Below are 25,864 nucleotides of genomic sequence, written 5' to 3' on the forward strand. Positions count from 1 at the left end.
TTTGCGACACAAATTCCTCCATCCCGCCTATGGCATTGCCTGCAAAATTGCGCATTGATGGCGACCAATCAATCGCCAGCAAGCAGGACCAGTTTCATGCCATCACCTATCGCCTTTGTTTCGCGGATGAATGCGCAGACGGAGGCCGTCTGGAAGCAGGCGCTTTGTGCCGCCATGCCGGAAGAGGAAATTCTCTGCTTCTCCGAATTGAGCGCGGAGCAGAAACGCGCGGTAGACTTCGCCATCGTTGCCAACCCCGATCCGGCCGATATTGCCGCATTGCCGGGCCTTTCCTGGATCCATAGCCTGTGGGCGGGTGTCGAACGGCTCGTGCTGGAACTGGGAGACAAGGCGCCGCCGATCGTCAGGCTGAAAGACCCGGAGCTTTCACGCGTCATGGCGGAGGCCGTGCTGGCATGGACTTATTACCTGCAACGCGACATGCCGGCCTATCGCGAAAACCAGCAAAAGGCCCTCTGGCACGAATTCGATTACCGTCATCCCGGTGAAATGACCATCGGCCTCCTCGGCCTTGGCGCTCTCGGCACGGCTGCGGCGGAACGCCTGCGCCACGCGGGTTTCAACGTTGCCGGCTGGAGCCGCTCGGCCAAAGCCATCGACGGGGTGGAAACGCTGACGGGTGATGACGGGCTGCAAGGCTTGCTTGAGAAAAGCGACATTCTCGTCTGCCTGGTGCCGCTCACCGATGCGACGCGTGGCCTTCTGAATACAGACCGCTTCGCCACAATGAAAAAAGGCGCAGCCCTCATCAATTTTGCCCGTGGAGCTGTCATCGTCGCCGACGACCTGATTGCGGCACTTCAATCCGGGCAAATTTCACATGCGGTTCTCGACGTGTTCGAACAGGAGCCGCTGCCGGTGGATTCCACTTTCTGGCAGCACCCGAAGGTCACCGTCCTGCCGCATATTTCCGCGCCGACAAGCCGGGAAAGCTCGGCAAGGATCGTGGCCGACAATATCAGGACATGGCGTAAAACGGGCGTCCTGCCGGAAACCATCGATATGGAGCGCGGCTACTGAGCCAGCGGCCGCATGTCGCAAATTTTATAAATTCGGCAACCGAGCCGGGCGATTGATTGATAATTGCCATCCTCAATACGCCAGAAATTGCCGCAAACGGAACGGCAACGAAGGAATTATTAACGCTCAATACGAGGGCTGACGGTGGCGGTGCCGTCTGCGTCCGGTCTCCGCCACACCGCGACCAGAGGGAACAAAAATGAAAATACTTTTGGGTGCCACAATTCTTTCCGCCGGTTTCGCCTTTTCAGGCGGTGCAGCCTATGCTGCCGACTGTGGAAACGTAACCATCGCCAGCATGAACTGGCAATCCGCCGAAGTTGCCGCCAATCTCGACAAGCTCATTCTTGAAAAAGGCTACGGCTGCTCCGCCGAAATCGTCACCGGCGACACCGTACCGACATTGACCTCCATGGCCGAAAAGGGCCAGCCGGACATCGCGCCGGAAGCCTGGGTCAGCCTGCAGCCGGAAATCGTCAAGCAGGGACTTGAAGGCGGCAAGGTCGTCGCAGCTGCCAAGATCCTGTCGGACGGCGCTGTACAGGGCTGGTGGATTCCGAAATATTTTGCCGACGCAAATCCCGGCATCAAGAGCATTCCTGATCTCCTCAAACACCCGGAACTTTTCCCCTCGCCTGAAGACAAGGCAAAGGGTGCCGTGTTCAACGGCCCGCAGGGCTGGGGCGGCACTGTTGTCACTGCCCAGCTCTTCAAGGCTTTCGGCGGCGAAAAGGCCGGCTTCACCCTGGTTGACACCGGCTCCGCCGCTGGTCTGGACGGCTCGATCGCCAAGGCTTACGAAGCCAAGCAGCCATGGGTTGGTTATTACTGGGCACCGACTTCGCTGCTCGGCAAATATGAAATGGTGAAGCTCGGCTTCGGCACCGACTATGATGCGGGCGAATGGAAGCGTTGCACCTCGATTGCCGATTGTCCGGACCCGAAGCCCAATGCATGGCAGGTTGACGACGTGCAGACGCTGGTCAGCAAAAGCTTCGCCGACCGCGCCGGCCCGGCCATGGATTACCTGAACAAGCGCGCCTGGACCAATGCCACCGTCAACAAGCTGATTGCCTGGATGACCGACAATCAGGCGACCGGCGAAGATGGTGCCAAGCACTTCCTGAAGGAAAACGAAGCCCTCTGGTCGGGCTGGGTTTCTCCTGACGTCGCCCAGAAGGTCAAGGCCGCCCTCTAAGGACGGGGCGACATATCTGCCCGGCAGAAGGCGTCCGCCAATGGCGGCGCCAGGCCGGATCGGCGCTGAAACCCCCTTGCGGTTTTCGCAAGGCGTGAAGCGCCGGTTCAACAAGATAGAGCGTCCCGTCTGGCGTATAAGCAGATGCGCGGCGCTCTGGCGATTTTACTCCCGGAGTGCGGAGGATATCGGTCCCCGCCTCCGGTTCGTCATGGAGAACAGGATATGGATTGGCTTTTTAAATTTCCGGCCATGAATGATGATGCCCTGCGCGCGCTGAAAAAAGTGATCGACGAGGGCTTCCGGGCATTCACCCGAACCTATGGCAGCGCGATAGAGGGGCTGTTTACTCCCCTCCAGAGCTTCCTCATCTGGGCGGAAAGGCTTTTGATCGGCGCACCCTGGCCGGTCGTTATTATTATTGTCGGTGTGCTCGCCTGGTTTGCCAGCCGTAGCGCCACCATTGTTGCGCTCTGTTGCGGCATCCTGTTTGCGATCGGCTGGTTCGGCATGTGGGAAGACACGATGAAGACGATCTCGATGATCTTCGTCTGCGCCGTGCTGTCCATCGTCGTCGGCCTGCCGATCGGCATCGCCATGGCACGGTCCAACCGCCTGCAGAGTATCGTCAACCCCATCCTTGACGTGATGCAGACGATGCCGAGTTTCGTCTACCTCATTCCCGTCGTCATGCTGCTTGGCATCGGTCGCGTGCCTGGTGTCATCGCCGTCGTGATCTATGCCATTCCGCCGATGATCCGGCTTACCAATCTCGGCATCCGCATGGTCGACCGGGACGTTCTCGAAGCGGCAGACGCTTTCGGTTCCTCCAAGCGCCAGAAGCTGTTCAAGGTGCAGCTGCCGCTTGCGCTTCCGACCATCATGGCGGGTATCAACCAGACAATCATGATGGCGCTCGCCATGGTCGTCATCGCCTCGATGATCGGCGTGCAGGGCCTCGGCCAGCCGGTTCTGAAGGCAATCGCCAACCAGTATTTCACGCTCGGCGTGTTCAACGGCCTAGCAATCGTCGGCATCGCCATCATCTTCGACCGCATCAGCCAGGCCTATGGCCTTCGTCTGCAAAAACACCGGGAAGTGGCGCATGGCTAGTCAATCGATCGAAATCCGCAGCCTTTACAAGATTTTTGGCTCCAAGGCGGAAAGCTACATCGACGCCGTAAAGGGCGGCATGTCCAAGTCGGAACTGAACGCCAAGCACGGCCATGTGCTCGGCCTCAGCGACATCAACATCACGATGCCGGGCGGGCAGATCACCGTCATCATGGGGCTTTCCGGCTCCGGAAAATCGACACTGATCCGCCACGTCAACCGCCTGATCGACCCGACAGCCGGCGAAATCCTTTATGGCGGCACCGATGTGTGCCGCCTGAACGAAGCTGAACTTCTGGAATTCCGCCGCCACAAGACGGCGATGGTGTTCCAGAAATTCGGCCTGCTGCCGCACCGCAACGTGCTGCAAAATGTCGTCTACGGCCTGGAGGTTCAGGGCGTCGACAAGGGCGAGCGGGAAGAAAAGGCCGACGTCTGGATCAAGCGGGTGGGACTGGAAGGCTTTTCGAGCCATTATCCGAACCAGCTTTCCGGTGGCATGCAGCAGCGCGTTGGTCTGGCCCGGGCATTGACCAACAATGCCGAAATCCTGCTGATGGACGAGGCCTATTCGGCGCTCGATCCGCTCATCCGCGTCGACATGCAGACCGTACTGCTGGAATTGCAGAAAGAGCTGAAGAAGACCGTCGTCTTCATCACGCACGATCTGGACGAGGCCCTGCGGCTGGGAGACAAGATCGCCATCCTGCGTGACGGCGAAATCATCCAGCAGGGTACCGCCGCCGAAATCGTCATGAGCCCGGCGGACAGCTACATTGAAGCCTTCGTGGAAGAGGTCAATCGCGGCCGGGTCATTCGCCTCGGCGCCATTGTCGAACCGGAATTCTCCGGCCAGTCGCGTCTTCAGCTCGATGCGGGCATGACCGTTGAGGAAGGCCTGCGCGCACTCGTCAGGGAAGATGTTAGCAGCGCCGTCGTCGTCGGTGAAAACGGCAAGGCACTCGGCTCAGTCACCACTGACGCCATCATGCGCTGCCTCGTCAGGACCACGCCGAGCGCGGAAAAACTATTGGCCGAGGCCGGTTAGGCTGAGCCTTCGAGCCATTTGGCCATGCCGGCGGCGGCGGCCTTGCCGGTGGCGAAACAGGCCGTCAGCAGATAACCGCCAGTCGGCGCCTCCCAGTCCAGCATTTCCCCGGCAGCAAAGATGCCGGGGAGCTTTTCCAGCATGTAGTTCTCATCAAGACCGTACCAGTCAACGCCGCCTGCCGATGAAATCGCCTCGGCAATTGGTCGCGTCCGCGCAAGCGGTATCTCCGCATGTTTAATTCTTGCGGCGACAAGATCATCAGGCATCGCCGATATATCGGCAAAAATTTCCCGCAGAAGCCCAACCTTCACGGCCGACAGGCCGGCAGCCTTTCGCAACCGGTTTGTAAAACTCTCCTTGCGGCCAAGCTTTGCCAGATCCAGGCTCAAGCGTTCCACGGTACGGCCCGGCGCCAGATCGACGGCGAGTGTCGCCTTGCCCGTCTGTTCCAGTTGGTCGCGAAGTGCGGCGGAATGGGCGTAAACGACGCTGCCCTCTATGCCGTGCTGCGTTATCACAAACTCGCCCTGAAACGCTCCGGCCGGGGAAATGGTGATGACGGATTTCAGCGCCTCGCCGGCAAAGCGCTGCCGGAAAACATCGCTCCAGTCGACATCGAAACCGCAATTGGCCGGGCGGAAAGGGTTAAGCTCCACGCCCTTGGCCGCAAGCGCGGGAACCCAGACGGCATCAGAACCCAGACGTGGCCAGCTTGCGCCGCCAAGCGCCAGAAGAACGGCATCGGCCTTGACGAAAACCTCGCCTTCGGGCGTTGCAAAAACCAACTGGTCCCCGGAAAAACCCGTCCAGCGATGTCTCGTCTTGATAACGACACCCTGCGCCTCCAACCGGGCAAGCCAAGCCCGCAACAGCGGCGAGGCTTTCATGGCGGTTGGAAACACCCGGCCGGACGTGCCGACGAAGGTTTCCTGCCCAAGACCATGCGCCCAGTCGCGCAACATGTCGGGCGTGAAATCATCAAGGGCGGCACGCAACCGCGGCTCGGCATCGCCAAAACGGTGGAGGAAATTTCCGTAATCTTCCGCATGGGTGATGTTGAGACCGGATTTTCCGGCCATCAGCAATTTGCGCGCGACGGTCGGCATCGCCTCGAACACCGTCACGGCATGGCCTGCCGCAGACAGCACTTCGGCAGCCATCAGGCCCGCCGGCCCGCCGCCGACAATCGCGACCTGCCTTGCCTTCTTCAAAACCGTCTCCATCGCCATCTTCGCCATCGTGGCCTTATACCGATTTCCGCGCGCGAATATATGCGATATTGAAACGCGCATGTTCACGCTCGACCGCCCCGTTACCTTTTCGCAGGATATCAAGAAAAGCCGCTTCATTGCCTTTGCCGCACCTGTGACCGGCGAGGAGGACGCGAAAAATTTTCTTGCGGCGCATTCAGACCTTAATGCAAACCACAATTGCTGGGCATGGCGAACCGGCCAGACCTATCGTTTCAGCGATGACGGCGAACCTTCCGGCACGGCGGGAAAACCGATCCTTCAGGCCATCGATGGTCAGGTGCTGGACAATGTCGTGGTTCTCGTCATCCGTTGGTTCGGCGGCATTCTGCTCGGCAGCGGCGGCCTCATGCGCGCCTATGGCGGCACGGCGGCGGCCTGCCTTCGGCTTGGCGAGACCTCACCGGTCATCGCCTATGTCAGCGCGACGCTGAGCTGCCCTTTCTCCGATCTGGCGCTGGTGAAATCGCGCCTCTCCGCCACACAGAACCTGCGGCTGGAACGGGAGGATTTCACCGGCACCGGCGCGGATATGGTGCTTTCGGTTCCGGCAGAGGAAGCGGAACGCCTGACACGGCTTATCAGCGACCTGACCAGCGGGCGCGTCAATCTCCATATTCCGGACTAATATCATATTGCGGACGGGCATCTGGCCCGCTGCGCGATTTGTGCTAAGGAAGCGCAATGTCATCTGAGCTTTCCAATCCCGTCTATAATCCGCCGCTCGAACCCTGGCTGACCATTGTGCACCGGGATGATGATCTGCTGGTGCTCGACAAGCCGAGCGGGCTTCTGTCCGTGCCAGGGCGGGATCCCGCGCTCTCCGACAGTCTTTTGACGCGCGTGCAGAAACGCTTCCCGAAAGCGCTGATGATCAACCGGCTGGACAAGGATACATCAGGCATCGTGCTGATGTCCCTGAACCGCAAGGCACATGCGGCAATCGCCGCCCAGTTCGAGAACCGCCAGACCCGCAAATCCTATGTCGCTATCGTCTGGGGAGAGATCGAAGGCGAAGAGGGCAAGGTGGACCTGCCGCTGGCGATCGATCCCGAAAACAAGCCGCGCCACCGCGTCGACCACGAACATGGCAAGCCGTCGCAAAGCCTGTGGCGGGTGCTGGAAAGATTGCCACTTCCCGCAACGCGGCTGGCACTTACCCCCTCACCGGCCGCACCCATCAATTGCGGGTGCATATGAAGGCTCTCGGACATCCGATCCTCGGCGATGAATTTTATGCCGAGGGTGAGGCGCTCGCCGCCGCCCCTCGCCTGATGTTGCATGCGCAAGAGGTGGGCTTTCGCCACCCGGATGGCCGCGACGTCACCTATACCGTGCCCTGCCCGTTCTGAGGCCTGCGATGAAAGAACAAGACGAAAGCTTCGTGGTGGATTTTGTCGGCGGTGCGGTCGGTCACCGTTTCCGCTCCGGCGAGGGGCGCGGACAGGCCCTGCCGAAAGCCGCGGGCTTTACCAAAGGCCGCACGCCAAAAATCGTTGATGCCACGGCGGGGCTTGGGCGGGATGCCTTCCTGCTGGCGTCACTCGGCGCGGATGTGACGCTGATCGAGCGCTCGCCGGGCATGCACGCTCACCTTGCCGACGGCATTCGCCGCGCATTGGAGGCGGGCGGAGCTTATGCCGAGGCCGCCTCGCGCATGACGCTGCTGCAAGGCGATTCACGGCATCTGCTGAAAGAGCTTTGCCCGGAGGTGGTGATCGTCGACCCCATGCATCCGCCGCGCCACAATACGGCGCTGGTGAAAAAGGAAATGAGGGTGCTGCGCGAACTGGTGGGTTCAGACCCGGACCAGATTGAACTGATGGAAGCAGCACTTGAAAATGCGACGAAACGGGTGGTTTTGAAATGGCCGCTGCGCGCCGAGCCGATGCCGGGCATCCGCAAGCCTTCGCATCAGATAGTGGGCAAGAACACCCGTTATGATGTCTTCATGATCTTCGGAAAATCTCTCGACCAAGAGGAATGATCAGCGGAAAGTCGGCTTGCGCTGTGCATTCATCAAAAGTTCGTGCCGGGATGCAAATTCGCCGAACAGTTTTCTCAGCCGTGTCTCCTCGGCCTTGTCCAGCCGGTAACGGCGGCAGAATTCCGCAACATTGAGGATCGGCTTGGCTCTGTTCCCGTCTATGGTCTTGTTGTCGATGATCTGCATGGCGGCGCCCTCCGTGTAACCAGAGGGAAAACGCGGGCGCGGGCTTGCGGTTCCCCACTAGTTCGCATGGATGAAAAAAGGGCATGCCGTCTGCACACGGCCTCATCAAGTTTTCTTGAGGTTATCGCAAGAAACGAAATCCTCCCCAAATTGTTCTCTGCCCGATGCAGACAAAGGAAGGGAGACCCATGTTCCGCAACAACCGATTTCTGAGTTCGACAATGCTGTGCGCCTTGCTCGCCATACCGCTTGCCGGTCCGGCCCACGCACAGACTGCCCCGGCTGCCGAAACGAAACGGCCCAATGCGCCGGATCAGAAACCGGCCTTCGAGGGTCAGACCCGCGCGCCGCAGGCCACCAATCAGCCGAACATCGAAAAAACCGTGATTGCCAAGGGACTGCCGCATCTCTGGTCGATGGAATTCCTGCCTGATGGCCGCATGATCGTGGCTGCCAAGGAAGGTGCGATGCACATCATAGCCGATGGCAAGGCCGGACCTGCGATCGCGGGCGTGCCGAAAGTCGCATCCGCCGGACAGGGCGGGCTTCTCGACATAGCGCTGGCACCGGATTTCGAAACATCGCGCACCATCTTCTTCTCCTTCTCCGAACCGCGTGAAGGCGGCAACGGCACTTCGGTCGCCTCGGCAAAGCTGACCGAAGAGGGCGGCACGGCGAAACTTGAAAACGTCGCGGTGATCTTCCGCCAGATGCCGACCTATGACGGCGACAAGCATTTCGGCTCCCGCCTTGTTTTCGGGCCGAACAACGAGCTTTACGTCACCGTCGGCGAACGTTCGGATGCGACGCCGCGCGTGCAGGCACAGGAACTTTCGAGCGGTCTCGGCAAGGTCTTCCGCATCGATGCACAGGGAAAGGCCTTCGAGGGTAATCCTTTCGCCGGCCAGCAGAACGCCCTTCCAGAAATCTGGAGTTACGGCCACCGCAACCTGCAAGCGGCAGCGCTTGATGGTCAAGGCAGGCTATGGACCGTGGAACACGGTCCGAGGGGCGGTGATGAGCTGAACATGCCGAAAGCGGGCCTGAACTACGGTTGGCCGGTCATCACCTACGGCATCGAATATAGCGGCCGGGCGGTTGGCCAGGGTGTAACCACCAAAGAAGGCATGGAGCAGCCGGTCTATTATTGGGACCCGGTCATCGGCCCCTCCGGCATGGCCTATTATGACGGCGACCAGATTCCCGAATGGAAGGGCGCTTTCATCGTTGGCGGTCTGGTGAGCCAGGGTCTCGTCATCCTGCATATGGATGGCGACAAGGTCGCAACCGAGAGCCGTGTACCGCTCAAAGCGCGCATCCGCGACGTAAAGGTCGGGCCTGACGGAGCGGTCTATGCCGTGACCGAAGGGCGCGGTGGCGGCGAGTCGCAGATCCTGCGGATTGCCAAAGCCATTTGATAAAAAAGCCGGCTGATAAAAACGGATGATCGACACGACAGGCCGCCGGAACGAAGGCGGCCTGTTTTTCGTTTGCCGCAGCGTGAAACCTGCCGGAAAAAACGATGCCACAACCACCCACCCGCCTTCTTGCAAAAATCGGACTTGCCTATGTCAACGATCAGGAACCGGGTATAGCCCGCGAAAAACGCGGGCGCGGTTTCTGTTACCGGTTGCCGGGCGGCGAACTCCTGTCCGACAGTGTTGAACTGAAGCGCATCAAGTCGCTCGGCGTACCGCCTGCCTATAGAGACGTCTGGATATGTATCGATCCCGCCGGGCATCTGCAGGCCACGGGCTTTGATGCGCGCGGGCGAAAGCAATATCGTTACCATCCCGACTGGCACGCCCTGCGGGGCGAGACGAAGTTCTTCCAGTTGAAAAGCTTCGGCAAGGCGCTGCCCGCCATCCGCCGTCGTGCCATTGCCGATATCGAAAGGCAGGATCATGGGCAGGACATGACGCTGGCGGCGCTCACGCTACTTCTCGATGCCGCCTATCTGCGCGTCGGCAACCGCTCCTATCTCGAAACCAACGGCACCTATGGCGCGACGACATTGCTCAAACGGCACGTGTCTTTCGGTGAAACCATCGAGTTGCGGTTTGCCGCAAAGGGCGGGCAGAAGGTGAAGCGCCAGCTGCGCCATCCCCGCCTTCAGAAAATCCTCGAAGAAATCGCCGATCTGCCCGGCAAGGAGCTGTTTCTCTGGCAGGACAGCGAAAACCGGGTGCATTCCGTCGATTCAAGTGATCTCAACGCCTATCTTTCCCGCATCGGCGGCCAAGGCATTTCCGCCAAGACCTTCCGCACCTGGGGCGGCACCCTTGCCGCCTTCTGTCATGCGATGGAACATGTAGCATCAGGTGAAAAACCCAGCATCAAGGGCATGTGCCAGGCAGCGGCGGTTGAGCTTTCCAACACGCCCGCCATCTGCCGCAAAAGCTACGTCCATCCCGCTGTTCTCGATATCGCGGCGGAGGAGAAGGCGCAGAAGAAGCTTGGCCGCATCCTGAAGGTCGGGGCAAAACCCGTCTCCGGCCTCAGGGCCGATGAAAGACGGCTATTGGCCTTCCTACCCTGACGATCAGCGGCTTGTCGCCCATTCCGCTAGTTCCCGCTCGGCCCTTTCGAGAGCGCTATAGTTCAAAAGCTTGCGCAGAAAAGCGACGGTGACGGCGCGGGTCCGCAGATTATAGCGGCCTTCCGCCTCGTCGTCGCCCGCCGCCTGATGCACGTTGAGCTTCTCATAGAGGCTTTGCAGACGGTTCTGCACGCTGCGCAGCGACAGGTTGCGGCGGCGCGCAATCGCCTTGTCGGTGAGGCCGAGCGCGACATCGACAAGGATTTCATATTCGGAATCGGTAAAGCCATGCGCCTTGCCGAGGCTCTTTTCCTGAAGGCCGCGCACTTCACGGTCGATCACGCATTGCGCCTCGATGAAGATGCTGCGCAATGCCAGCCGCAACCGATCGTCGGAGGCCGATTTCAGCACATAACCATAGGCCGCACCTTCAGGCACGATGCGGGAGACACCGCGCACATAGGCCTCGTCGGAATAGTTGGACCAGAACAGGATGCGCGTATCCGGCCGCTCCTTCCAGATGGTGCGCGCCGCCTCGATGCCGTTGCGCTCGTTCATCTGCAAATCCATAACGATGTGGGCGGCACGGTTTTCCCGCGCAAGCTTTTCGCCGGTTCTGCCGTTTGCCGCCTCCAGCACGTTGTCGCATTCCGGCAGTGCGGCTCTCACCGCCTCATTCAGATAGGCGCGGTGTAGCGCATCATCCTCGACGATCAGCACGTCCATGTCATAATTCCTTCCGCCGGTCGAAGGCGCTTTCCGGCAACGTCACGGTAATGCGGGTTCCCGCACCCTTGCCATTGGCGCCAATGTCGAATCTGGCTGAAATCAGCCGCGCCCGCGTCTTCATATTGCCGAGGCCGAGGCCACCGGCGGTGCCGCGCTCACCGCAGCCACTTCCGTCGTCGCTCACCGTCACCCGCAAGCCTCCATCCACCGACGAAAGTGTCACGGCAATCGTTTCAGGCTGGGCATGGCGAATAGCGTTGTTGACGGCCTCCTGCACGATGCGGAACAGCGATATCGCTACCGTCTTGTCGAGCGTTTCGACCAGTCCGTCCGTCTCGTCCGTGACCGACCAGTCGATCGCAGAGCCGCTGTCGCGCACGGAGCGATCCACATAGGTCTCGATTGCCTGCACGACGCCGAACAATTGCAGGATGGAGGGTTTCGCCTCCTCGATGATCTCGCGCAGATCCTGCATGCAATGCTGCAGGCTGCGCACCACCGGCTCCAGCATCTCGCCCGATACATCCGCCGCATGGCTCATGCGCTCGATGCGCCGCGCAAGCCGCGTCAGGTCCGCCAGCGTCTGGTCGTGCAAATCCATACCGATCCGCTGCCGCTCGGCCTCCAGCGCCTCGGTCAATTGCAAGGCAGCAAGCCGCAAACCCTCCTCGCGGGCATTGGCGCGCGCTTCCTCGATGGCAGACCGTTTGGCCTGTTCGGCGGCGCGGATGGCATAGAAATAGGGCGCCAGCAGATCCGCAACCGCGCGGGCATTGGCGACATCCTCCATCGTATAGGCGTCCGACTGGTGCGAGGAGCAACTGAGCGCACCGATAATGTCGCCATGCACCTTCATCGGCACATGCAGGCGGCTATGCAGATCGAGTTCGATGATCGGGCTGGAAAATGCCCCTTCGAAATGAAAGCGCGGATCGGCGCAGGCGTCGCCGCTCAGGAGGTACTCGACCTCGCCGGAGAGCAGGGAACGGATCGGGCTACCGGTCAGAAGTGCCGGCGGCTGCCGGCTCCAGGCACTCTCCAGACCGCTTTCATAGGCGATGTGAAATTTGTCATCCAGCTGCTTGATGCAGACATCCAGATGGACGTGCGGAATGATATGGGTGATCTCGGTGGCCACCGCCTGAATGATGGCGTTGAATTCGAGCTGCCCGGCAAGCAGCCGCGAAATACCCATATAGTGATGGAAAAGAGCGCTTTTCGGCGTATCCAGCATGTGCGGACACCCTCCCAAGCGCCTGCGTCGTCAACTTGTGGCGGCGCGACCTGCCCCGTATCGGCTATTCTGCGCCCGGCGGTGGCGTTTCGTCCTGCGGGTTCCCGCATGCTTTCTGCGGAAACCCGCAGGAAGATTGCCGTGATCCGCCTGTACAAGCCAAACCTTCTTGGTCATTCTCGCTTTTACTGGGGAAAGGAGCTCCAGTGCAAAGGAATTCCGCCTGCCGTCGAGGAGATTTGCGGGAAAGCGGGTTCCGAGCTCAAAAAGGGCAAGCCACCAGGGAGGAAAATCAATGGCTTTCAGAAAGATGCTTCTGGCATCGGCCGCTGTCGCATGCGCAGCTTTGCCGATCACCGCTCACGCCGACACGTCGGCTAAGAAAATCGCGCTCTCGAACAATTACGCGGGCAATTCCTGGCGTCAGGCAATGCTGACGAGCTGGGACAAGATCACCAAGCAGGCGGTTGCCGACAAAAAGGTTGCTGCCGCTGACGCCTTCACGACAGCCGAAAACCAGGCGACCGAGCAGGCAGCACAGATCCAGAACCTCATTCTTCAGGGTTACGACGCCATCGTCATCAACGCCGCCTCGCCAACCGCCCTCAACGGCGCTGTCAAGGAAGCCTGTGACGCCGGCATCACCGTCGTCTCGTTCGATGGCATCGTCACCGAGCCCTGCGCATGGCGCATTGCGGTCGATTTCAAGGCGATGGGCGCAAGCCAGATCGACTATCTCGCCAAGGCGATGCCGAAGGGTGGCAACCTGCTCGAAATCCGCGGCCTCGCGGGCGTTTCGGTGGACGATGAAATCCATGCCGGCATCGTCGATGCCGTCGCCAAGAACCCGCAGTTCAAGATCGTCGGTTCGGTCAATGGTGACTGGGCGCAGGACGTCGCACAGCGTGCCGTCGCAGGCATTCTGCCTAGCCTTCCCGAAGTTGCGGCAGTCGTGACGCAGGGTGGCGACGGTTACGGTGCGGCACAGGCTTTCGCCGCCGCCAAGCGCCCGACACCCACCATCGTCATGGGCAACCGCGAAGACGAACTGCAATGGTGGAAACAGCAGAAGGATGCGGGCGGCTACGAGACCATGTCGGTTTCCATCGCTCCCGGCGTCTCCACACTCGCTTTCTGGGTTGCGCAGCAGATCCTCGACGGCAAGGACGTGAAGAAGGACCTGACGGTTCCGTTCCTGCGCATCGACCAGGGCAATCTTGAGGACAACCTCAAGAACACCCAGAAGGGTGGCGTGGCGAATGTGGAATATTCACAGCAAGACGCTGAGAAGGCCATCGCCTCCGCCAAATAGTCTGGACACTCTCCGGACATGAACGATTGCGGCGCTCCCTGAACGGGCGCCGCAACGGCCACCGATATCCCATTTTCAGATCACTGGCGTAAATGCTCATGAATGACATCATCGAGGCGGAAGAAGTCGTCGCTGCGCGCGGCGTGAAGGTCGTATTTGGCGCGGTAAGGGCGCTGGATGGGGCCGATCTCGTCATCCGCGCAGGGGAATGCCTCGGGCTCGTGGGCCATAATGGCGCGGGCAAATCCACCATCGTCAACGTCATCAATGGCGGGCTGACACCGCATGAGGGTTCCATTTCCTATCGCGGCGAGCAAGGTCGCCACGGCATTGCCGCAGCGCGCGCCAGCGGCGTTCGCTGCGTGTTTCAGGAATTGTCGCTCTGCCCCAACCTGACGATCAGCGAAAACGTCCGCATCATGCATGCCGCGATGAGCGGGCGGAACTGGCGCGGACGTGCGCTCACCATGATCCGGCATACGCTGGACGAGATTTTTCCCGGCCACGGCATCGATTGCGAACTGACGATCGCCGAACTTTCCATCGCCGAGCGGCAGATGGTGGAAATCGCCATCAATTTCTGTCGAACCCCGGAGGCCCCGAGACTTGTCATCCTCGATGAGCCGACCTCCTCGCTTGATGCCGGTCTCGCCGAGCAGTTAATGGATTATGTGCGCCGTTTCGTGCGCACGGGCGGCTCTGTTCTACTGATTTCGCATATCCTCGGCGAGATTCTTTCGACAGCCACCCGCATCGTCGTGATGAAGGACGGCCGCGTGGTCGCCGATCGGGCGGCTGCGGAATTCACGACACGCACGCTGGTGGAAGCCATGGGCAGCGTCGTCAAGGAACAGGACAGGCAAAAGGGCGAAAGCCGCAAGACCGGAGAAAAGGTGCTTGCCATGCCGGCACGCCGGGGCGAAGGCCTCGCATTCGAGGCTTTCCGCGGCGAAATCATCGGCCTTGCCGGTCTCGGCGGCCACGGCCAGACGGAAGCGCTTCTCGATCTCTACCTTGCCCGCAACAGCAGTTGGCTACCCGCACGCAAGACGGATATTGCCTTCGTCGCAGGCGATCGCAGCCTGAACGGCACCTTTCCACTGTGGAGCATCCTGAAGAACCTTTCCATCGCCTCGCTGCGGGATATTTCATCGGCAGGCATGGTGGACAGGGGCAAGGAAACCGAACTTGGCGCGCAGTGGAAAAAGCGCATCGAAATCCGCACACCCGACATGGGCAACAAAATTCTTTCGCTCTCCGGCGGCAACCAGCAGAAGGTGCTTTTTGCCCGCGCACTCGCCACCACGGCCAGCACCGTGCTGATGGACGACCCGATGCGCGGCGTCGATATCGGCACCAAACAGGAAGTCTACGATATCTTGAGAACCGAAGCCTCCCACGGCCGCACCTTCATCTGGTACTCCACCGAAATGGACGAAATCCGTCTTTGTGACCGCGTCTATGTCTTCCGTGACGGCGCCATTCAGGCCGAACTGGTGGGCGAGGACATCACCGAGCAGAATGTGCTGGCCGCCTCCTTTTCCGGAGAAGAGCACGCATGAAACTCTCCGCCAGCGCCCTTCGCCTCATCATTCCCGCCGCCTCGCTCGCCTTCCTGCTCGCCGCCGTTTTCTACATGCAGCCGCGCGCCATGAGCTATAACGGCCTCAACCTGCTGTTCAATCTGGCGGTGCCGATTGCGCTTGCCACCATTGCGCAGATGCTGATCATGTCCGTCAACGATCTCGATCTGTCGATGGGCACCTTCGTCAGTTTCTGCGCCTGCGTCACTGCCACCTTCCTGCAAACCACGCCGTTGCTTGGTATTGCTATCTTTGCCGGTGCGATTGCGGTTTACGCACTGCTTGGCGCCATCATCCATATCCGCGCCCTGCCATCCATTGTCGTCACGCTCGGCATGAGTTTCGTCTGGGGCGGCCTTGCCGTCCTCATCCTCCCCTCGCCCGGCGGCCAGGCACCTGCCTTCATCCGGGCACTGATGACGGCAAAACCGCCGCTCGTGCCGATCGCCATCGTCGCCAGCATCGTGATCGCGGTGGTCGCACACTACATCGTCATGCGCTCCTCCTTCGGCGTGCTGATGCGCGGCGTCGGTGGTAACTTCCGTTCCGTCGAGCGCTCCGGCTGGTCGGTCATCGGCATACGCGCCGCCACCTTTGCGCTGGCCGGTTTCTTCGCGGTGCTGTCCGGCATCGCACTTGTCGGGCTGACGACATCGGCTGACGCCAACATCGCGCTTCGTTACACGCTGCTATCGATTGCGGGTGTCATTTTAGGCGGCGGCGAATTCGTCGGCGGCCGGGTTTCACCGATAGGCGCCGTCATCGGTGCGCTGACGCTGACGCTCGCCGGCTCCTTCCTGTCATTCATGCGCATTTCGCCGGACTGGCAGATCGGCGCCCAGGGCGCGATCCTCATCATCGTGCTTGCCTTGCGCCTCCTGCTCAACCGTCTCGAAAAGCGGGAGAAAAACCAATGAACGGGCTTTCGTCCTTCTCGAAAAAACCATGGATCTGGTCTTTTGCCGCAACGGCTGCGGTCTGGATCGTAACCGTCATGTTCACCGGCGGCGCCAGCTCCTTCGGGCTGTCACACGCAGCGCTGACCTTCGCGGCCTTTTCCGTGATCGTCGGCATCGGCCAGATGTTCGTCATCACGCTCGGACCGGGCAATATCGACCTCTGCGTTCCCGCAACGATGACGCTATCAGGCACGCTGGCGCTCAAATTCATGGATGTGTCGGACGGTCTCATCCTGCCGGGATTGCTGATCGCCATCCTGATCGGCATCGCTATCGGCATCGGCAATTACACGCTGATCAAGCTCCTGCGCATCCCGCCGATCATCGCGACGCTGTCCATGAGCTTCATTGTGCAGTCCATCGCCATCTGGTCCAACCGCGGCCTGCGCATCAAGCCGCCGGAAACACTGGCCACTTTCGCCACATCAAGTTCTTTCGGCATTCCGAACGTGGCGCTTGTCGCGCTGCTGCTCTCGGTCATCGCCTGGCTGCTGCTCGACCGCACATTTTACGGACGCTGGATCTCCGCCATCGGCCAGAGCACCTTCGCCGCCCGCATGACCGGCATTCCGGTGGATGGAACCCGCTTCATCACCTATGTGCTCTGCGCGGTGCTGGCGGCGATTGCCGGTTATCTGCTCGCCAGCTTCTCCGGCGGTGCGGCGCTCAACATGGGATCGGAATATCTCTTGATGTCCATCGCCGTGGTCGTGATCGGCGGCACGGCGGTTGCGGGCGGTGATTCCAACGTTCCCGGCATATGGGGCGCTTCGCTCTTCATGTTCCTGGTGGTCTCGATGCTGAACACCTATGGTTTCGGCGCGGGCATCCGCCTCATTCTTACCGGCCTCATCATCATTTCCGTCATCCTTCTGGCAAGCGGCCCCAAGGCCACACGCTGAACCCCGAACGACAAGCCCTCAAGCGGACCACGCTCATGACCACAGACAACACCTCCCCTTTCGAAATTCACGATGACCGCTTCCGCCTGCTGATCGTCGGCAACGCGGAACTCGAAGAGCTTTATTCCGGCTGCCGCTGGGCCGAAGGCCCGGTGTGGTTTGCCGATCTGAACTGCCTGCTGTTCAGCGATATTCCCAATGAGCGCATGCTGCGCTGGGTGCCTGATGGTGGGGTTTCGGTGTTCCGCCAGCCCTCCAACTTCACCAATGGCAATACCCGCGACCGGCAGGGACGACTGGTTTCCTGCGAACATGGCGGCCGCCGCGTCACCCGCACCGAGGTTGACGGTTCGATCACGGTTCTTGCCGACAGCTACGGCGGCAAACGGCTGAACTCACCCAATGACGTGGTGGTGAAATCCGATGGCAGCGTCTGGTTCACCGACCCCACCTACGGCATTCTTTCCGACTACGAGGGGTACAAGGCGGAACCCGAGCAGAAGACGCGCAACGTCTACCGGCTCGATCCTGCAACCGGAGAGATCACGATCGCCATCGACGACTTCGTGCAGCCGAACGGCCTTGCTTTTTCGCCTGATGAAACGAAGCTCTATGTTGCCGACAGCTCCTACAGCCATGACGTATCCCGCCCGCGCCATATCCGCGTCTTCGACGTGGTGGACGGCGTGAAGCTCACCAATGGCCGGGAATTCTGCAATCTCGACAATGGCCTGCCCGACGGCTTCCGCCTGGATACGGCGGGCAACCTGTGGACCAGTGCCGGCGACGGCGTCCACTGCTTTTCGCCTGATGGTACGCTGCTCGGCAAGATCAAGGTGCCGCAGACGGTCGCAAACCTCACCTTCGGCGGCCCGAAAAAGAACCGCCTGTTCATTACCGCAACGAAATCGCTCTATTCGGTCTATGTCGCAGCAACCGGTGCGCAGACGCCGTGAGGCGCTGAAAACCGAAATTCATTGGGCAGGAAGGAACTGGCAAGACAGGTTTACCGCGCTATAAAAGCGGGATGAACGATGATTCCAGCCCCTTCCTGACCGACGATATGGCCCTGGATGGCGAAACGCAGTCCAGCGAACCCACCAGCAGGATGCTTTCTTGGGCGCGCAATTCCGCTCTCTACCGGCTGGAACAGCGCATGATGACGGAAAAGCAGCTGCGCGACGCGATCACGCGCAAGGCGCGAGAAAAATTCGAGGATATCAGCACGGCACAGGCCAAGGCGCTCGGCGAGTTTGCCGTGACTTTCGCTTATGGCATCAAGGCGCTTGACGACACGGCTTACGCCGAAATTGCCGTGCGAAGCGGCCAGCGCAGCGGCAAGTCGAAACGCGGCCTTGCGCAGAAGCTTCAGATCAAGGGCATCGACCGGGAAACGGCAGCAGTCGCGCTTGAGGAAACCAACGATCTGGTTGCGGCCGTCATCTTCGCGCGCAAACGCGCCTTCGGACCCTTTCGCCGTGTCGAACTCGATGAAAAACGCAAGTCGAAGGAATTTTCCGCCTTTGCCCGCAACGGCTTCGGCTTTGAGATTGGTTCAAAGGTCATGGCGATGACGGTGGAGGATGCCGAAGAGATTCTCGCGGATGCGCCGTTCTGAAGGTTATTGCGGCATCGGATGCATTTTCAGATAGGCGATCAGATCTGCGATATCCGTTTCGCTCCAGAGCCCGAAAAACCGCATCGAGGTTCCCGGCATTGCCCTCTTCGGACTGGCGATGAACTTTTGCAGTTCCTCCTCCGTCCACACCCGGCCAGCCGCACCGGCATCCGTAAGCGCCTGCGAATAATGGCCGTAATCAGCCACCCCAGCCATTGGCCTGCCGACAACGCCCATCAGATGTGGACCCATGCGGGTGCGCGGCGCATCGATGCTGTGACAGGTGGAGCAGCGGCTGAAAACCTTCTCGCCATGGACGGCATCGCCTTCGGCGAAGGCAGTCGCAGCAAGAAAGAGGGAAAAAGCGAAAGAAACCCGGAGAGTTTTTAATGCGAAGGTCGTCATGACCCGCATAATACAACGCCCTCCCCGTCTGACAACGAAGAGGGCGCGTTTTGACATGCGACAGAATGCCCGGTGCAATACACCGGGCGCGCTTGCCAATTAGTTCATGGCCGTGAGCGTCACGGAAGTACCGGTCGCTGCAAGGTTGAGGCCAACCTGACCCGTCACGCTGACCGTCTGAAGCTGGATGGAACCGGAAGTGCCGCCAACGAGAACGTTGGTGCCAACGCCGAGACCGACAGTCACTTCAGCCGTTGCGCCCTGATAAAGGCCGCCGAGCGAACCGCGGTGGTAACCGGCTGTCGGGGCGAAAACGGCCCAGACCAGACGGCCCTGCGTGGTGAAGCCAAGGTCAACGCCCATCTTGCGGATAGCACCGGTGTAACGGTCGGTGCGGCGTGCGCCCATGGTGGACTGGAACGTGCAATCCAGTTCCTTGGCCGAGCCGATCACGTAACCGACGCCACCGCCGATATCGCAGGTGAGATAGCCGATCTTGACGCCGTTGCGGTCGTCCTGCTCCTGAGGAGCCGGCTCATATCTTGCAAGGTCAGCAGCGAGAGCGGAAACGGTTCCGCCGAGGCCCATGGTCAATGCGGCAAAAGTTACGGCAACAGCCTTTTTCATCTGATTTTCTCCTGTTTTATTCCTACCCGCAGCAGCCCTTCTTGCCCTCTCCGGATATTGAATTCCGCACTGTTAACGTTTGTTCCCCGAAATCGATCCAAAACAACTGAATTGGATGCAAGGAAAGCAAAACAGTTAACAATGTCTACCGGCGGTAGGATGCCATTAAGACATTGTTAGGGCGGGAAACGCTTGTGGAATTGCTGTCAAAGACGAGCGTTTCCGCGCGTTGTTTTGCTGCAACAGCATCAAAGCGGCAAGGCGACGGGAAAGCCGGTTGCGGCGTGGGTCATGACATCCATTCGGACGCCGTAGATACGTTCCAGCGTCTCCGGCGTCATGATGTCCTGCGGCGTTCCCCTTGCGATCAGATGGCCGGAATGCAGTGCGACGATCTCATCGCAGAACCGCGCCGCCATGTTGACATCGTGCAGCACCACGATGACGCCGAGACCCTTTTCGCGCGACAGTCTCTGGACCAGAGACAGAACCTCCAGCTGATGCGCCATGTCGAGCGCCGAAATGGGTTCGTCCAGAAGCAGGCTTTCGGCGTTCTGGGCAACCAGCATGGCGAGCCACACGCGCTGGCGCTCACCGCCGGAAAGCGTGTCCACCAATCGGTCCCTGAAGGCCACGGTATCGGTCAGCTCAATCGCCTCATCCACCTTCTCCTGATCGGCCCTGGTGAACTGGCCAAGCGCGCCGTGCCAGGGATAACGACCGAGCGCCACCAGCTCTTTGGCCAGCATGCCCGAGGCGGCCGGCGTATATTGCGGCAGATAGCCGAGCTTCCGCGCAAATTCGCGGTTGCCCCAGCTCCCCAGCGCCTGACCCTCGAACGATACCTTGCCCGCCGTCGGCTCCTGGATACGCGCAAGGATTTTGAGCAGCGTCGACTTTCCCGAACCGTTATGACCGATCAGGCCGATGGTCTTGCCGGTTGCAAAGCTTGCGGTCAGCGGATGCAGCAATGTCCTGCCCGGCACTTCCATCGTCACTTTTTCCAGCGAAAAAAGCGGAACATCGTCATAATCGACGGCAAGCGTTGCCTGGGCCATGGATGTCATCTCCAGAAGTCATTCAAAAATATCATCATCGCCTGCCTGAAAGCCAGATCAGGTAAGGCGCACCGGCGAGCGCCGCAAAGAGACCCAGCGGCAGCTCATAGGGAAATGTCACGGTTCGCGCCCCGAGATCGGAAAGCGCCATCAGCACCGCACCGAACAGGAACGAGGCGAACAGGTGGTCACGCGGCGTGGTGAAACCGGCGCGAAGCGCGATGTGCGGCGCCATCAGCCCGACGAAACTCAGCGGACCCACCAGCAACGAGGCGGCCCCGGTGGCAATGCCGGCCACCGCGATGACGGCGATGCGCGCCGCGCTTAATGGCAAACCGAGGGAGAGCGGCACATCCCGGCCAAGTGGCAGGATCGTCAACCAGCGCGTTACCGACAAAGCGGCGGCAAGCAACACCACGGAAAGCACGGCAAGAAAGATCGCCGAAGTGGGCGTTGCCGTCGAACCCGAACCGCTGAGCCAGGAAAGAATTTGCCAGGCGCGCTGGTCGCCGATCGCAAGCAGCGCCGAAAGCACCGCCGAGCAGAGCGAACTGATGGCGATGCCGGCGAGCAATATTTTTTCCGGCGCCAGATGCCGGCGCACCGCAAAAAACAAAACGAGGATCATAACGGCGGCCGATCCGATGCCCGCACCACAAAACAGCTCGAACAGACCGGCAGCCGGAAAAAGCGTGATGGCGGCGGCAAAACCGAGGCCCGCGCCACCGCTGACGCCAATCACTTCCGGGCTTGCCATGGGATTGCCGGTGAGCCGCTGTAGAAGCGCACCAGCCATCGCCAGAAGACCGCCGGCAGCGCAAGCCGCCATCAGCCGCGGCCAGCGGAAAGGCAGAAGACTTTGCAGGTCGCCGGCTTTCAGCACCGTCCAGCCATCCGGCCCCTTGCCGATGGCGAGCGCGGCAAAAACCAGCCCGGCCATGATGACAAGCACTGGCAAAAGGGTCGCGAGCCGGCGTCTTGTCGCAAGGTCCACACCTTCGGCGCGATGCACATCGGTCGGCCGGATTTTCGGCAGCAGCCACAGTAGCAGCGGTCCACCGATAAGAGCGGTCACCGCACCTGTCGGGAAAACTTCAGCCGTCGTACTCGCCAGAAGCTGCACGAGACCATCGCAGAACCAGAGCAGCAGACCGCCCAGCAGCGGTGAAACGAACAGCACGGAGGATGCCCGCCGCACGCCGAGCGCGCGGGTAAGCGCAGGTGCTGCAAGGCCGATGAAGCTGACAAGGCCGACCGCTGCGGCAACGAAGGCAGCCAGCATGACCGCAACCGCGGCAACCGCCAGCCTGATTGAAAACAGCGATACGCCAAGCGAACGCGCACCGGAATCACCAAGGCCGAAAACCGTGAGTGGTCTTATCAGCAGCCCGGTGAGAACAAGGCCCGCAAGAAGTTGAGCGGCAAGCAGAAACGCATTCGACCAGTCCTGCTGGCTGAGCGAGCCGCCATTCCAGACGACGAGCGACATCAGATATTCGCCCTGCGCAAGCGTCAGCGCGGCGGAGACGGAAGCAGCGGTAATGCCGACAAGGAGCCCCGACACCACCATGGTCACGGGCTCGAAGGATCGCCGCCAGCCGAGAAGAAACACCACACCAGCCGCAGCGGCACCGCCGCCGAGCGCCACCAATGCGCGGTTACCATCCAGCACCGCGGGAAAGAACAGGGTTGCGATAACGATCGCCAGTTGGGCACCGGCGGAGATGCCGAGCGTGGAGGGATCGGCAATCGGATTGCGCAGCAACTGTTGGAACAGCGCGCCCGACAATCCCAGCATCGCGCCCGCCAGAATGGCGACCGCCACACGCGGCATCAGACTGAAGGCGAAAATGACCTGATCCATCGACATGCTCGCGGCATCGAATGGCAGGCCCGGCCATGCGCCAAAAGGCAGCCGCAACAGGCCGGCATGAAGGGAAAGACCACAGGCCAGAAGAAAGACGAAGCCGAAGAGAAACTGGAGAGGCCGTGCCGTCACAATGCCTCTCCCCGCGTTGTCAGGGCCTCGGTCAGAAGCCGCGCGAAACGCATGGCCGCAGTGATGCCGCCATAGGGGGCCACATTGCCGAGCATGACCACACGGTTTTCCCGCACGGCCGGAAGCGCGCGCCAGATGGCGCTGTTGCGCAGGCCCTCACGGGCCTCGACTGGAATATCTGAAACGATGACGATGCGTGCATCGGCTGAGCCGGCAAGATTTTCGAGCGGGACAGGCGCTGCGAAGGTGAATTGCGAACGGTTCGCCCAGGCATTGGCCAGCCCCAGCCGGCCAATGACATCACCGAACATGCTGTCTGCGCCAAAAGCCCGGAAATGCCTGGAGTCGCCGATATTGATCACATAGGTCGGCCTTGCCGCAAAGGCTTCGAGGCGCGTCCGCATGGCTTGCAGCGCATGGTTCGTTTCCTCCAGAACCTTTCGTGCTTCCTCGGCCCGCCCGAGCTTTTCACCAAGCGCGGAAACAGCGGCAAGCGCCTTTTCAAATGGCGGCTCGCCCTTCACGTAGAAAGGCAGTGAAAACACCGGCGCTATTGCTTCCAGCCGGCCGGTGTAGCGCGTGTAGAAAGGCGAAATGAGAATAAGGTCCGGCCGGGTCAGTTGCAGCAGCTCGAAATTCGGCGCGCCTCTCAGACCAAGATCTGCGACGGTTTCCGGAATTTCAGGTTCGACGGCACCTGCTCTGAACTGGATGAGTTCGGTTGCGGCAACCGGCATGACGCCGAGCGCCACGGATGTTTCCAGCATGGCCCAGTCGATAGCGGCAATGCGCGGCGTCACCGCCGCCCGCGCCTTGCCCGCAAGCGCCGAAGCGGCAAGCAGGCCCAAAAACTCCCGCCGCCCCCAGAGGGGCGACATCCATCGATCCTTACGCTTCATGCCCCTGCTGCTTCACTTGATTTGGGTCACCACCGGTAGGTCAGCTTGCCCATAACGGTTCTTCCGTCACCGTAATAGCATCCGAAAGTGGAGCAACTAGAAATATATTCTTTATCAGTCAAGTTTTGCACGAGAAGCGAGGCGCGGTAGCCGTTCTTCTCGTAATGAACGCCGAGATCGAGAAGGGTAAGCCCCTTCATTTCAAATGCATTGGCGGCATCACCGTAACGCTCGCCGATGTAACGGACACCGCCGCCGATGCCGAAGCCCTCAAGCGCCGTATCCTCCGCGAAGGTATAGTCGAGCCAGAGGCTAGCGGAATGGCGTGGCGTGTTGTCCAGCTCCCTGCCATTGTTCACGCGGCCGGAAACTTCGCTGTCCATGTAGGTATAGGCCGCGCGCAGGTCGAGCCCATCAGCAAGGCTTGCGACGCCTTCAAGCTCGAGGCCTCTCACATGCGCCTCGTCCATCTGCTGTGTCACGCCGCCGACTGTTGTCGTGACGTTTTTCTGCTTCAGATCGTAGATCGCGGCCGAGAAGAAACCGTCAAAGCCTTCGGGCTGGTATTTGATGCCCGCCTCCCACTGTTCGCCGGTGGTGGGCTTCGGCGCATCCCCGACAGCCGGCTGCGGCACCGGCTCGAAAGAGGTGGCATAGCTGATATAGGGCGCGATGCCGCCATCGAAGAGATAGCTGATGCCGGCGCGGCCGGTCAGCTTATTGTCATCCTTGTCGAGCGCGCGATAGGTGGTGCCGTTGAAGGTGGTGCCGCTGGTGCTGGCCCAATCCTGCCGCAGGCCGGCGGTAACCCGCCAGTTTTCGTAGGAAATCTCGTCCTGCGCATAAAGACCGATCTGGGATATGTCCGTTTTCACATCGGCATAAAGCGTGCGCGAAGTCAGGCTGATCGGCCCGCCATAGACCGGATTGACAGGATCAAGCGACGTCGCCGCCCAGAATTCGGTTTTTACGTTATTGTCGAAATAGCGATAATCCAGCCCAACGAGCAGAGTATGATCGACCGGTCCCGTCGAAAAATCGGCCTGAAGGCTGTTGTCGATGTTGAAGGTGTTCAGCAACTCGTCCTGGAACGTCGCATTGCGGCGGATGAGGTTGCCGATCATGCCGCTATTGGTCGAGGACATGCCAAGTGCCCGGTAGGACCAGTCGAAACTGGAATAACGCGCATTCTGCCGGAAGGTGAAGGTCTCATCGAAACGGTGCTCGAATTCGTAGCCAATATTGGTGAACTTGCGGTTTGACGTATCAAACGACGGATCACCGACATAAAAGCTGCGGTCCAGCATGTTGCCCGGGCGGGAAAAGGTGAGTGCCGGCGGAAGGCCGGAGGGCGAGCTTGGATTGTCGTGCTGATAAGAAGAAAGGACCGTCAGCTTCGTGTCTTCATCGGGTTGCCATGTGAGCGCCGGCGCGATGAAATAACGGTCGTTCTGCAGATTGTCCGTCTGGGCATGGGCGTTGCGGGCAACCCCGGTCAGGCGATAGGCAAGGCTGTCACTATCCGCCACCGGCCCGCCAATATCGAACATCGACTGGTAATAATCGAAGCTGCCGATCTGCGCGCCCACCTCGCCGAAACGCTCGAAGGTCGGCCGCTTGCTGATGAGGTTGATGAGGCCGCCAGGATTACCCTGACCATAAAGCACGGAAGCCGGCCCGCGAATGACCTCCACACGCTCCAGACCGTAGACCTCGTAAGAGGGCGCACCCGCCGTGCGCATCAGCCGAAGACCGTTGAGAAATTGCAGCTGGTTTCCCGCGAAACCGCGAATGCGCGGCGCATCGAAACGCGGATCGGAACCTGACGGTTGCGCGACGACGCCGGGAACATAATTCAGCGCCTCGCTGAGATTGCGAACGTTCTGTGCATCCATCTGATCTTTGGTGATGACGGAAACCGACTGCGGTGTCTCGATCAGGGACCTCCCCGTCTTGGTGGCGCTGGCGCTGGTTTTTGCCACATAGCCCTTCACCGGGGCCTTGGGATCCTGCTTTTTTACGCCGTCTACGGTGATGGTCTGCAGCACCGTGGTGCCGGCCTCCTGCGCAAGGGCGACGCCCGCGGACAAAAACGCCACATAGGCAATGGCGGCGCAACCGCCCGCCAGAATGGAAATGTGTTTGGTTTTTCCCTGCACCGCCAAGACCCTTTA

Annotated in this window: 24 protein-coding genes and 1 pseudogene; 15 read left to right on the forward strand and 10 right to left on the reverse strand. The window is 60.4% G+C overall.

What is annotated here, in order from left to right; genetic code table 11:
* Positions 1-96 precede the first annotated feature (96 nt).
* From RBH10_RS03370 to RBH10_RS03385, 4 genes are all read left to right on the forward strand, one after another.
* The gene (locus RBH10_RS03370) at positions 97-1,041 is read left to right on the forward strand and encodes a glyoxylate/hydroxypyruvate reductase A (RefSeq protein ID WP_281039032.1); all 945 of its coding nucleotides are present in this window, start codon (positions 97-99) and stop codon (positions 1,039-1,041) included.
* Positions 1,042-1,240: 199 nt separating this feature from the next.
* A complete protein-coding gene (locus tag RBH10_RS03375; protein WP_281039031.1) occupies positions 1,241-2,239 on the forward strand; it encodes an ABC transporter substrate-binding protein in 999 nt (332 codons plus the stop codon).
* 225 nt (positions 2,240-2,464) lie between these two features.
* Positions 2,465-3,352, forward strand: a complete 888-nt coding sequence (locus RBH10_RS03380; protein ID WP_045015666.1) for a proline/glycine betaine ABC transporter permease — start codon at positions 2,465-2,467, stop codon at positions 3,350-3,352.
* Complete coding sequence (locus RBH10_RS03385) at positions 3,345-4,400, forward strand: glycine betaine/L-proline ABC transporter ATP-binding protein (protein ID WP_281039030.1); 1,056 nt, start codon at positions 3,345-3,347, stop codon at positions 4,398-4,400. The genes RBH10_RS03380 and RBH10_RS03385 overlap by 8 nt, the downstream gene beginning before the upstream one ends.
* Here the strand turns inward: RBH10_RS03385 and RBH10_RS03390 are convergent.
* Positions 4,397-5,626 (reverse strand): TIGR03862 family flavoprotein, encoded by a 1,230-nt coding sequence (locus RBH10_RS03390; protein ID WP_281039029.1) that lies wholly within the window; start codon positions 5,624-5,626, stop codon positions 4,397-4,399. The two genes, RBH10_RS03385 and RBH10_RS03390, sit on opposite strands and share 4 nt — an antisense overlap.
* A gap of 67 nt (positions 5,627-5,693) precedes the next feature.
* Here RBH10_RS03390 and RBH10_RS03395 point away from each other — a divergent pair, with 67 nt between their 5' ends.
* The 3 genes and pseudogenes from RBH10_RS03395 (at position 5,694) to RBH10_RS03405 (ending at position 7,640) form a co-directional block, all read left to right on the forward strand.
* Positions 5,694-6,281: a YigZ family protein gene (locus RBH10_RS03395; protein WP_281039028.1), complete on the forward strand. Its 588-nt coding sequence runs from the start codon at positions 5,694-5,696 to the stop codon at positions 6,279-6,281.
* Between the two features lie 56 nt (positions 6,282-6,337).
* Positions 6,338-7,005: pseudogene (locus tag RBH10_RS03400) on the forward strand (pseudouridine synthase).
* Between the two features lie 8 nt (positions 7,006-7,013).
* Positions 7,014-7,640 (forward strand): class I SAM-dependent methyltransferase, encoded by a 627-nt coding sequence (locus tag RBH10_RS03405; protein WP_281039026.1) that lies wholly within the window; start codon positions 7,014-7,016, stop codon positions 7,638-7,640.
* On the opposite strand, the gene RBH10_RS03410 is transcribed toward RBH10_RS03405, so the two are convergent.
* Entirely contained in the window at positions 7,641-7,826 is a 186-nt protein-coding gene (locus RBH10_RS03410) for a hypothetical protein (protein ID WP_045015661.1), read from the reverse strand.
* A 188-nt stretch (positions 7,827-8,014) separates the two neighbouring features.
* Here RBH10_RS03410 and RBH10_RS03415 point away from each other — a divergent pair, with 188 nt between their 5' ends.
* Positions 8,015-9,244, forward strand: a complete 1,230-nt coding sequence (locus RBH10_RS03415) for a PQQ-dependent sugar dehydrogenase (protein ID WP_281039025.1) — start codon at positions 8,015-8,017, stop codon at positions 9,242-9,244.
* 104 nt (positions 9,245-9,348) lie between these two features.
* Positions 9,349-10,365, forward strand: a complete 1,017-nt coding sequence (locus RBH10_RS03420) for a DNA topoisomerase IB (protein WP_281039024.1) — start codon at positions 9,349-9,351, stop codon at positions 10,363-10,365.
* Between the two features lie 3 nt (positions 10,366-10,368).
* Here RBH10_RS03420 and RBH10_RS03425 read toward each other — a convergent pair whose 3' ends face one another.
* Entirely contained in the window at positions 10,369-11,091 is a 723-nt protein-coding gene (locus RBH10_RS03425) for a response regulator transcription factor (protein ID WP_281039023.1), read from the reverse strand.
* Between the two features lies 1 nt (position 11,092).
* Positions 11,093-12,328, reverse strand: a complete 1,236-nt coding sequence (locus tag RBH10_RS03430; protein WP_281039022.1) for a sensor histidine kinase — start codon at positions 12,326-12,328, stop codon at positions 11,093-11,095.
* A 295-nt stretch (positions 12,329-12,623) separates the two neighbouring features.
* Between RBH10_RS03430 and RBH10_RS03435 the strand changes: the two genes are divergently transcribed.
* From RBH10_RS03435 to recX, 6 genes are all read left to right on the forward strand, one after another.
* Positions 12,624-13,640, forward strand: coding sequence for a substrate-binding domain-containing protein (locus RBH10_RS03435; RefSeq protein WP_045015656.1), 1,017 nt, complete (start codon positions 12,624-12,626; stop codon positions 13,638-13,640).
* A 98-nt stretch (positions 13,641-13,738) separates the two neighbouring features.
* Entirely contained in the window at positions 13,739-15,202 is a 1,464-nt protein-coding gene (locus RBH10_RS03440) for an ATP-binding cassette domain-containing protein (protein ID WP_281039021.1), read from the forward strand.
* Positions 15,199-16,140 (forward strand): ABC transporter permease, encoded by a 942-nt coding sequence (locus tag RBH10_RS03445; RefSeq protein WP_112356988.1) that lies wholly within the window; start codon positions 15,199-15,201, stop codon positions 16,138-16,140. Before RBH10_RS03440 ends, RBH10_RS03445 begins: the two co-directional genes overlap by 4 nt.
* On the forward strand, positions 16,137-17,084 hold the full coding sequence (locus RBH10_RS03450) for an ABC transporter permease (protein ID WP_045015654.1): 948 nt from the start codon (positions 16,137-16,139) through the stop codon (positions 17,082-17,084). The genes RBH10_RS03445 and RBH10_RS03450 overlap by 4 nt, the downstream gene beginning before the upstream one ends.
* Before the next feature lie 35 nt (positions 17,085-17,119).
* Positions 17,120-18,040 (forward strand): SMP-30/gluconolactonase/LRE family protein, encoded by a 921-nt coding sequence (locus RBH10_RS03455; protein ID WP_281039020.1) that lies wholly within the window; start codon positions 17,120-17,122, stop codon positions 18,038-18,040.
* A 71-nt stretch (positions 18,041-18,111) separates the two neighbouring features.
* Positions 18,112-18,702: a recombination regulator RecX gene (gene recX, locus RBH10_RS03460; protein ID WP_281039019.1), complete on the forward strand. Its 591-nt coding sequence runs from the start codon at positions 18,112-18,114 to the stop codon at positions 18,700-18,702.
* A 3-nt stretch (positions 18,703-18,705) separates the two neighbouring features.
* Here the strand turns inward: recX and RBH10_RS03465 are convergent, their stop codons facing one another.
* From RBH10_RS03465 to RBH10_RS03490, 6 genes are all read right to left on the reverse strand, one after another.
* Entirely contained in the window at positions 18,706-19,116 is a 411-nt protein-coding gene (locus tag RBH10_RS03465; RefSeq protein WP_372339765.1) for a cytochrome c family protein, read from the reverse strand.
* Between the two features lie 90 nt (positions 19,117-19,206).
* Positions 19,207-19,734: a DUF992 domain-containing protein gene (locus tag RBH10_RS03470; protein ID WP_281039018.1), complete on the reverse strand. Its 528-nt coding sequence runs from the start codon at positions 19,732-19,734 to the stop codon at positions 19,207-19,209.
* 248 nt (positions 19,735-19,982) lie between these two features.
* Positions 19,983-20,792: an ATP-binding cassette domain-containing protein gene (locus tag RBH10_RS03475; protein WP_281039017.1), complete on the reverse strand. Its 810-nt coding sequence runs from the start codon at positions 20,790-20,792 to the stop codon at positions 19,983-19,985.
* Between the two features lie 34 nt (positions 20,793-20,826).
* Entirely contained in the window at positions 20,827-22,791 is a 1,965-nt protein-coding gene (fhuB, locus tag RBH10_RS03480; protein ID WP_281039016.1) for a Fe(3+)-hydroxamate ABC transporter permease FhuB, read from the reverse strand.
* Positions 22,788-23,690 carry an iron-siderophore ABC transporter substrate-binding protein gene (locus RBH10_RS03485; RefSeq protein WP_281039014.1) on the reverse strand — a complete coding sequence of 301 codons (903 nt, stop codon included), beginning with the start codon at positions 23,688-23,690 and terminating at the stop codon, positions 22,788-22,790. The genes fhuB and RBH10_RS03485 overlap by 4 nt, the downstream gene beginning before the upstream one ends.
* A gap of 26 nt (positions 23,691-23,716) precedes the next feature.
* Positions 23,717-25,849, reverse strand: a complete 2,133-nt coding sequence (locus RBH10_RS03490; protein ID WP_281039013.1) for a TonB-dependent siderophore receptor — start codon at positions 25,847-25,849, stop codon at positions 23,717-23,719.
* Positions 25,850-25,864 lie beyond the last annotated feature (15 nt).

It is taken from the genome of Rhizobium sp. AN73, assembly GCF_030757975.1.
GTDB lineage: Bacteria > Pseudomonadota > Alphaproteobacteria > Rhizobiales > Rhizobiaceae > Agrobacterium > Agrobacterium arsenijevicii.

Excerpts from the sequence above, each read along its gene's own strand:
- RBH10_RS03430 (WP_281039022.1), bottom strand. The coding sequence starts at position 12,328 with ATGCTGGATACGCCGAAAAGCGCTCTTTTCCATCACTATATGGGTATT.
- RBH10_RS03470 (WP_281039018.1), bottom strand. The coding sequence starts at position 19,734 with ATGAAAAAGGCTGTTGCCGTAACTTTTGCCGCATTGACCATGGGCCTC.
- RBH10_RS03475 (WP_281039017.1), bottom strand. The coding sequence starts at position 20,792 with ATGGCCCAGGCAACGCTTGCCGTCGATTATGACGATGTTCCGCTTTTT.
- RBH10_RS03385 (WP_281039030.1), top strand. The coding sequence starts at position 3,345 with ATGGCTAGTCAATCGATCGAAATCCGCAGCCTTTACAAGATTTTTGGC.
- RBH10_RS03440 (WP_281039021.1), top strand. The coding sequence starts at position 13,739 with ATGAATGACATCATCGAGGCGGAAGAAGTCGTCGCTGCGCGCGGCGTG.
- RBH10_RS03445 (WP_112356988.1), top strand. The coding sequence starts at position 15,199 with ATGAAACTCTCCGCCAGCGCCCTTCGCCTCATCATTCCCGCCGCCTCG.
- RBH10_RS03380 (WP_045015666.1), top strand. The coding sequence starts at position 2,465 with ATGGATTGGCTTTTTAAATTTCCGGCCATGAATGATGATGCCCTGCGC.
- RBH10_RS03370 (WP_281039032.1), top strand. The coding sequence starts at position 97 with ATGCCATCACCTATCGCCTTTGTTTCGCGGATGAATGCGCAGACGGAG.
- RBH10_RS03405 (WP_281039026.1), top strand. The coding sequence starts at position 7,014 with ATGAAAGAACAAGACGAAAGCTTCGTGGTGGATTTTGTCGGCGGTGCG.
- RBH10_RS03465 (WP_372339765.1), bottom strand. The coding sequence starts at position 19,116 with ATGCGGGTCATGACGACCTTCGCATTAAAAACTCTCCGGGTTTCTTTC.
- RBH10_RS03435 (WP_045015656.1), top strand. The coding sequence starts at position 12,624 with ATGGCTTTCAGAAAGATGCTTCTGGCATCGGCCGCTGTCGCATGCGCA.
- RBH10_RS03415 (WP_281039025.1), top strand. The coding sequence starts at position 8,015 with ATGTTCCGCAACAACCGATTTCTGAGTTCGACAATGCTGTGCGCCTTG.
- RBH10_RS03450 (WP_045015654.1), top strand. The coding sequence starts at position 16,137 with ATGAACGGGCTTTCGTCCTTCTCGAAAAAACCATGGATCTGGTCTTTT.
- RBH10_RS03410 (WP_045015661.1), bottom strand. The coding sequence starts at position 7,826 with ATGCAGATCATCGACAACAAGACCATAGACGGGAACAGAGCCAAGCCG.
- RBH10_RS03455 (WP_281039020.1), top strand. The coding sequence starts at position 17,120 with ATGACCACAGACAACACCTCCCCTTTCGAAATTCACGATGACCGCTTC.
- RBH10_RS03485 (WP_281039014.1), bottom strand. The coding sequence starts at position 23,690 with ATGAAGCGTAAGGATCGATGGATGTCGCCCCTCTGGGGGCGGCGGGAG.
- RBH10_RS03390 (WP_281039029.1), bottom strand. The coding sequence starts at position 5,626 with ATGGAGACGGTTTTGAAGAAGGCAAGGCAGGTCGCGATTGTCGGCGGC.
- RBH10_RS03425 (WP_281039023.1), bottom strand. The coding sequence starts at position 11,091 with ATGGACGTGCTGATCGTCGAGGATGATGCGCTACACCGCGCCTATCTG.
- RBH10_RS03395 (WP_281039028.1), top strand. The coding sequence starts at position 5,694 with ATGTTCACGCTCGACCGCCCCGTTACCTTTTCGCAGGATATCAAGAAA.
- recX (WP_281039019.1), top strand. The coding sequence starts at position 18,112 with ATGAACGATGATTCCAGCCCCTTCCTGACCGACGATATGGCCCTGGAT.
- RBH10_RS03375 (WP_281039031.1), top strand. The coding sequence starts at position 1,241 with ATGAAAATACTTTTGGGTGCCACAATTCTTTCCGCCGGTTTCGCCTTT.
- RBH10_RS03420 (WP_281039024.1), top strand. The coding sequence starts at position 9,349 with ATGCCACAACCACCCACCCGCCTTCTTGCAAAAATCGGACTTGCCTAT.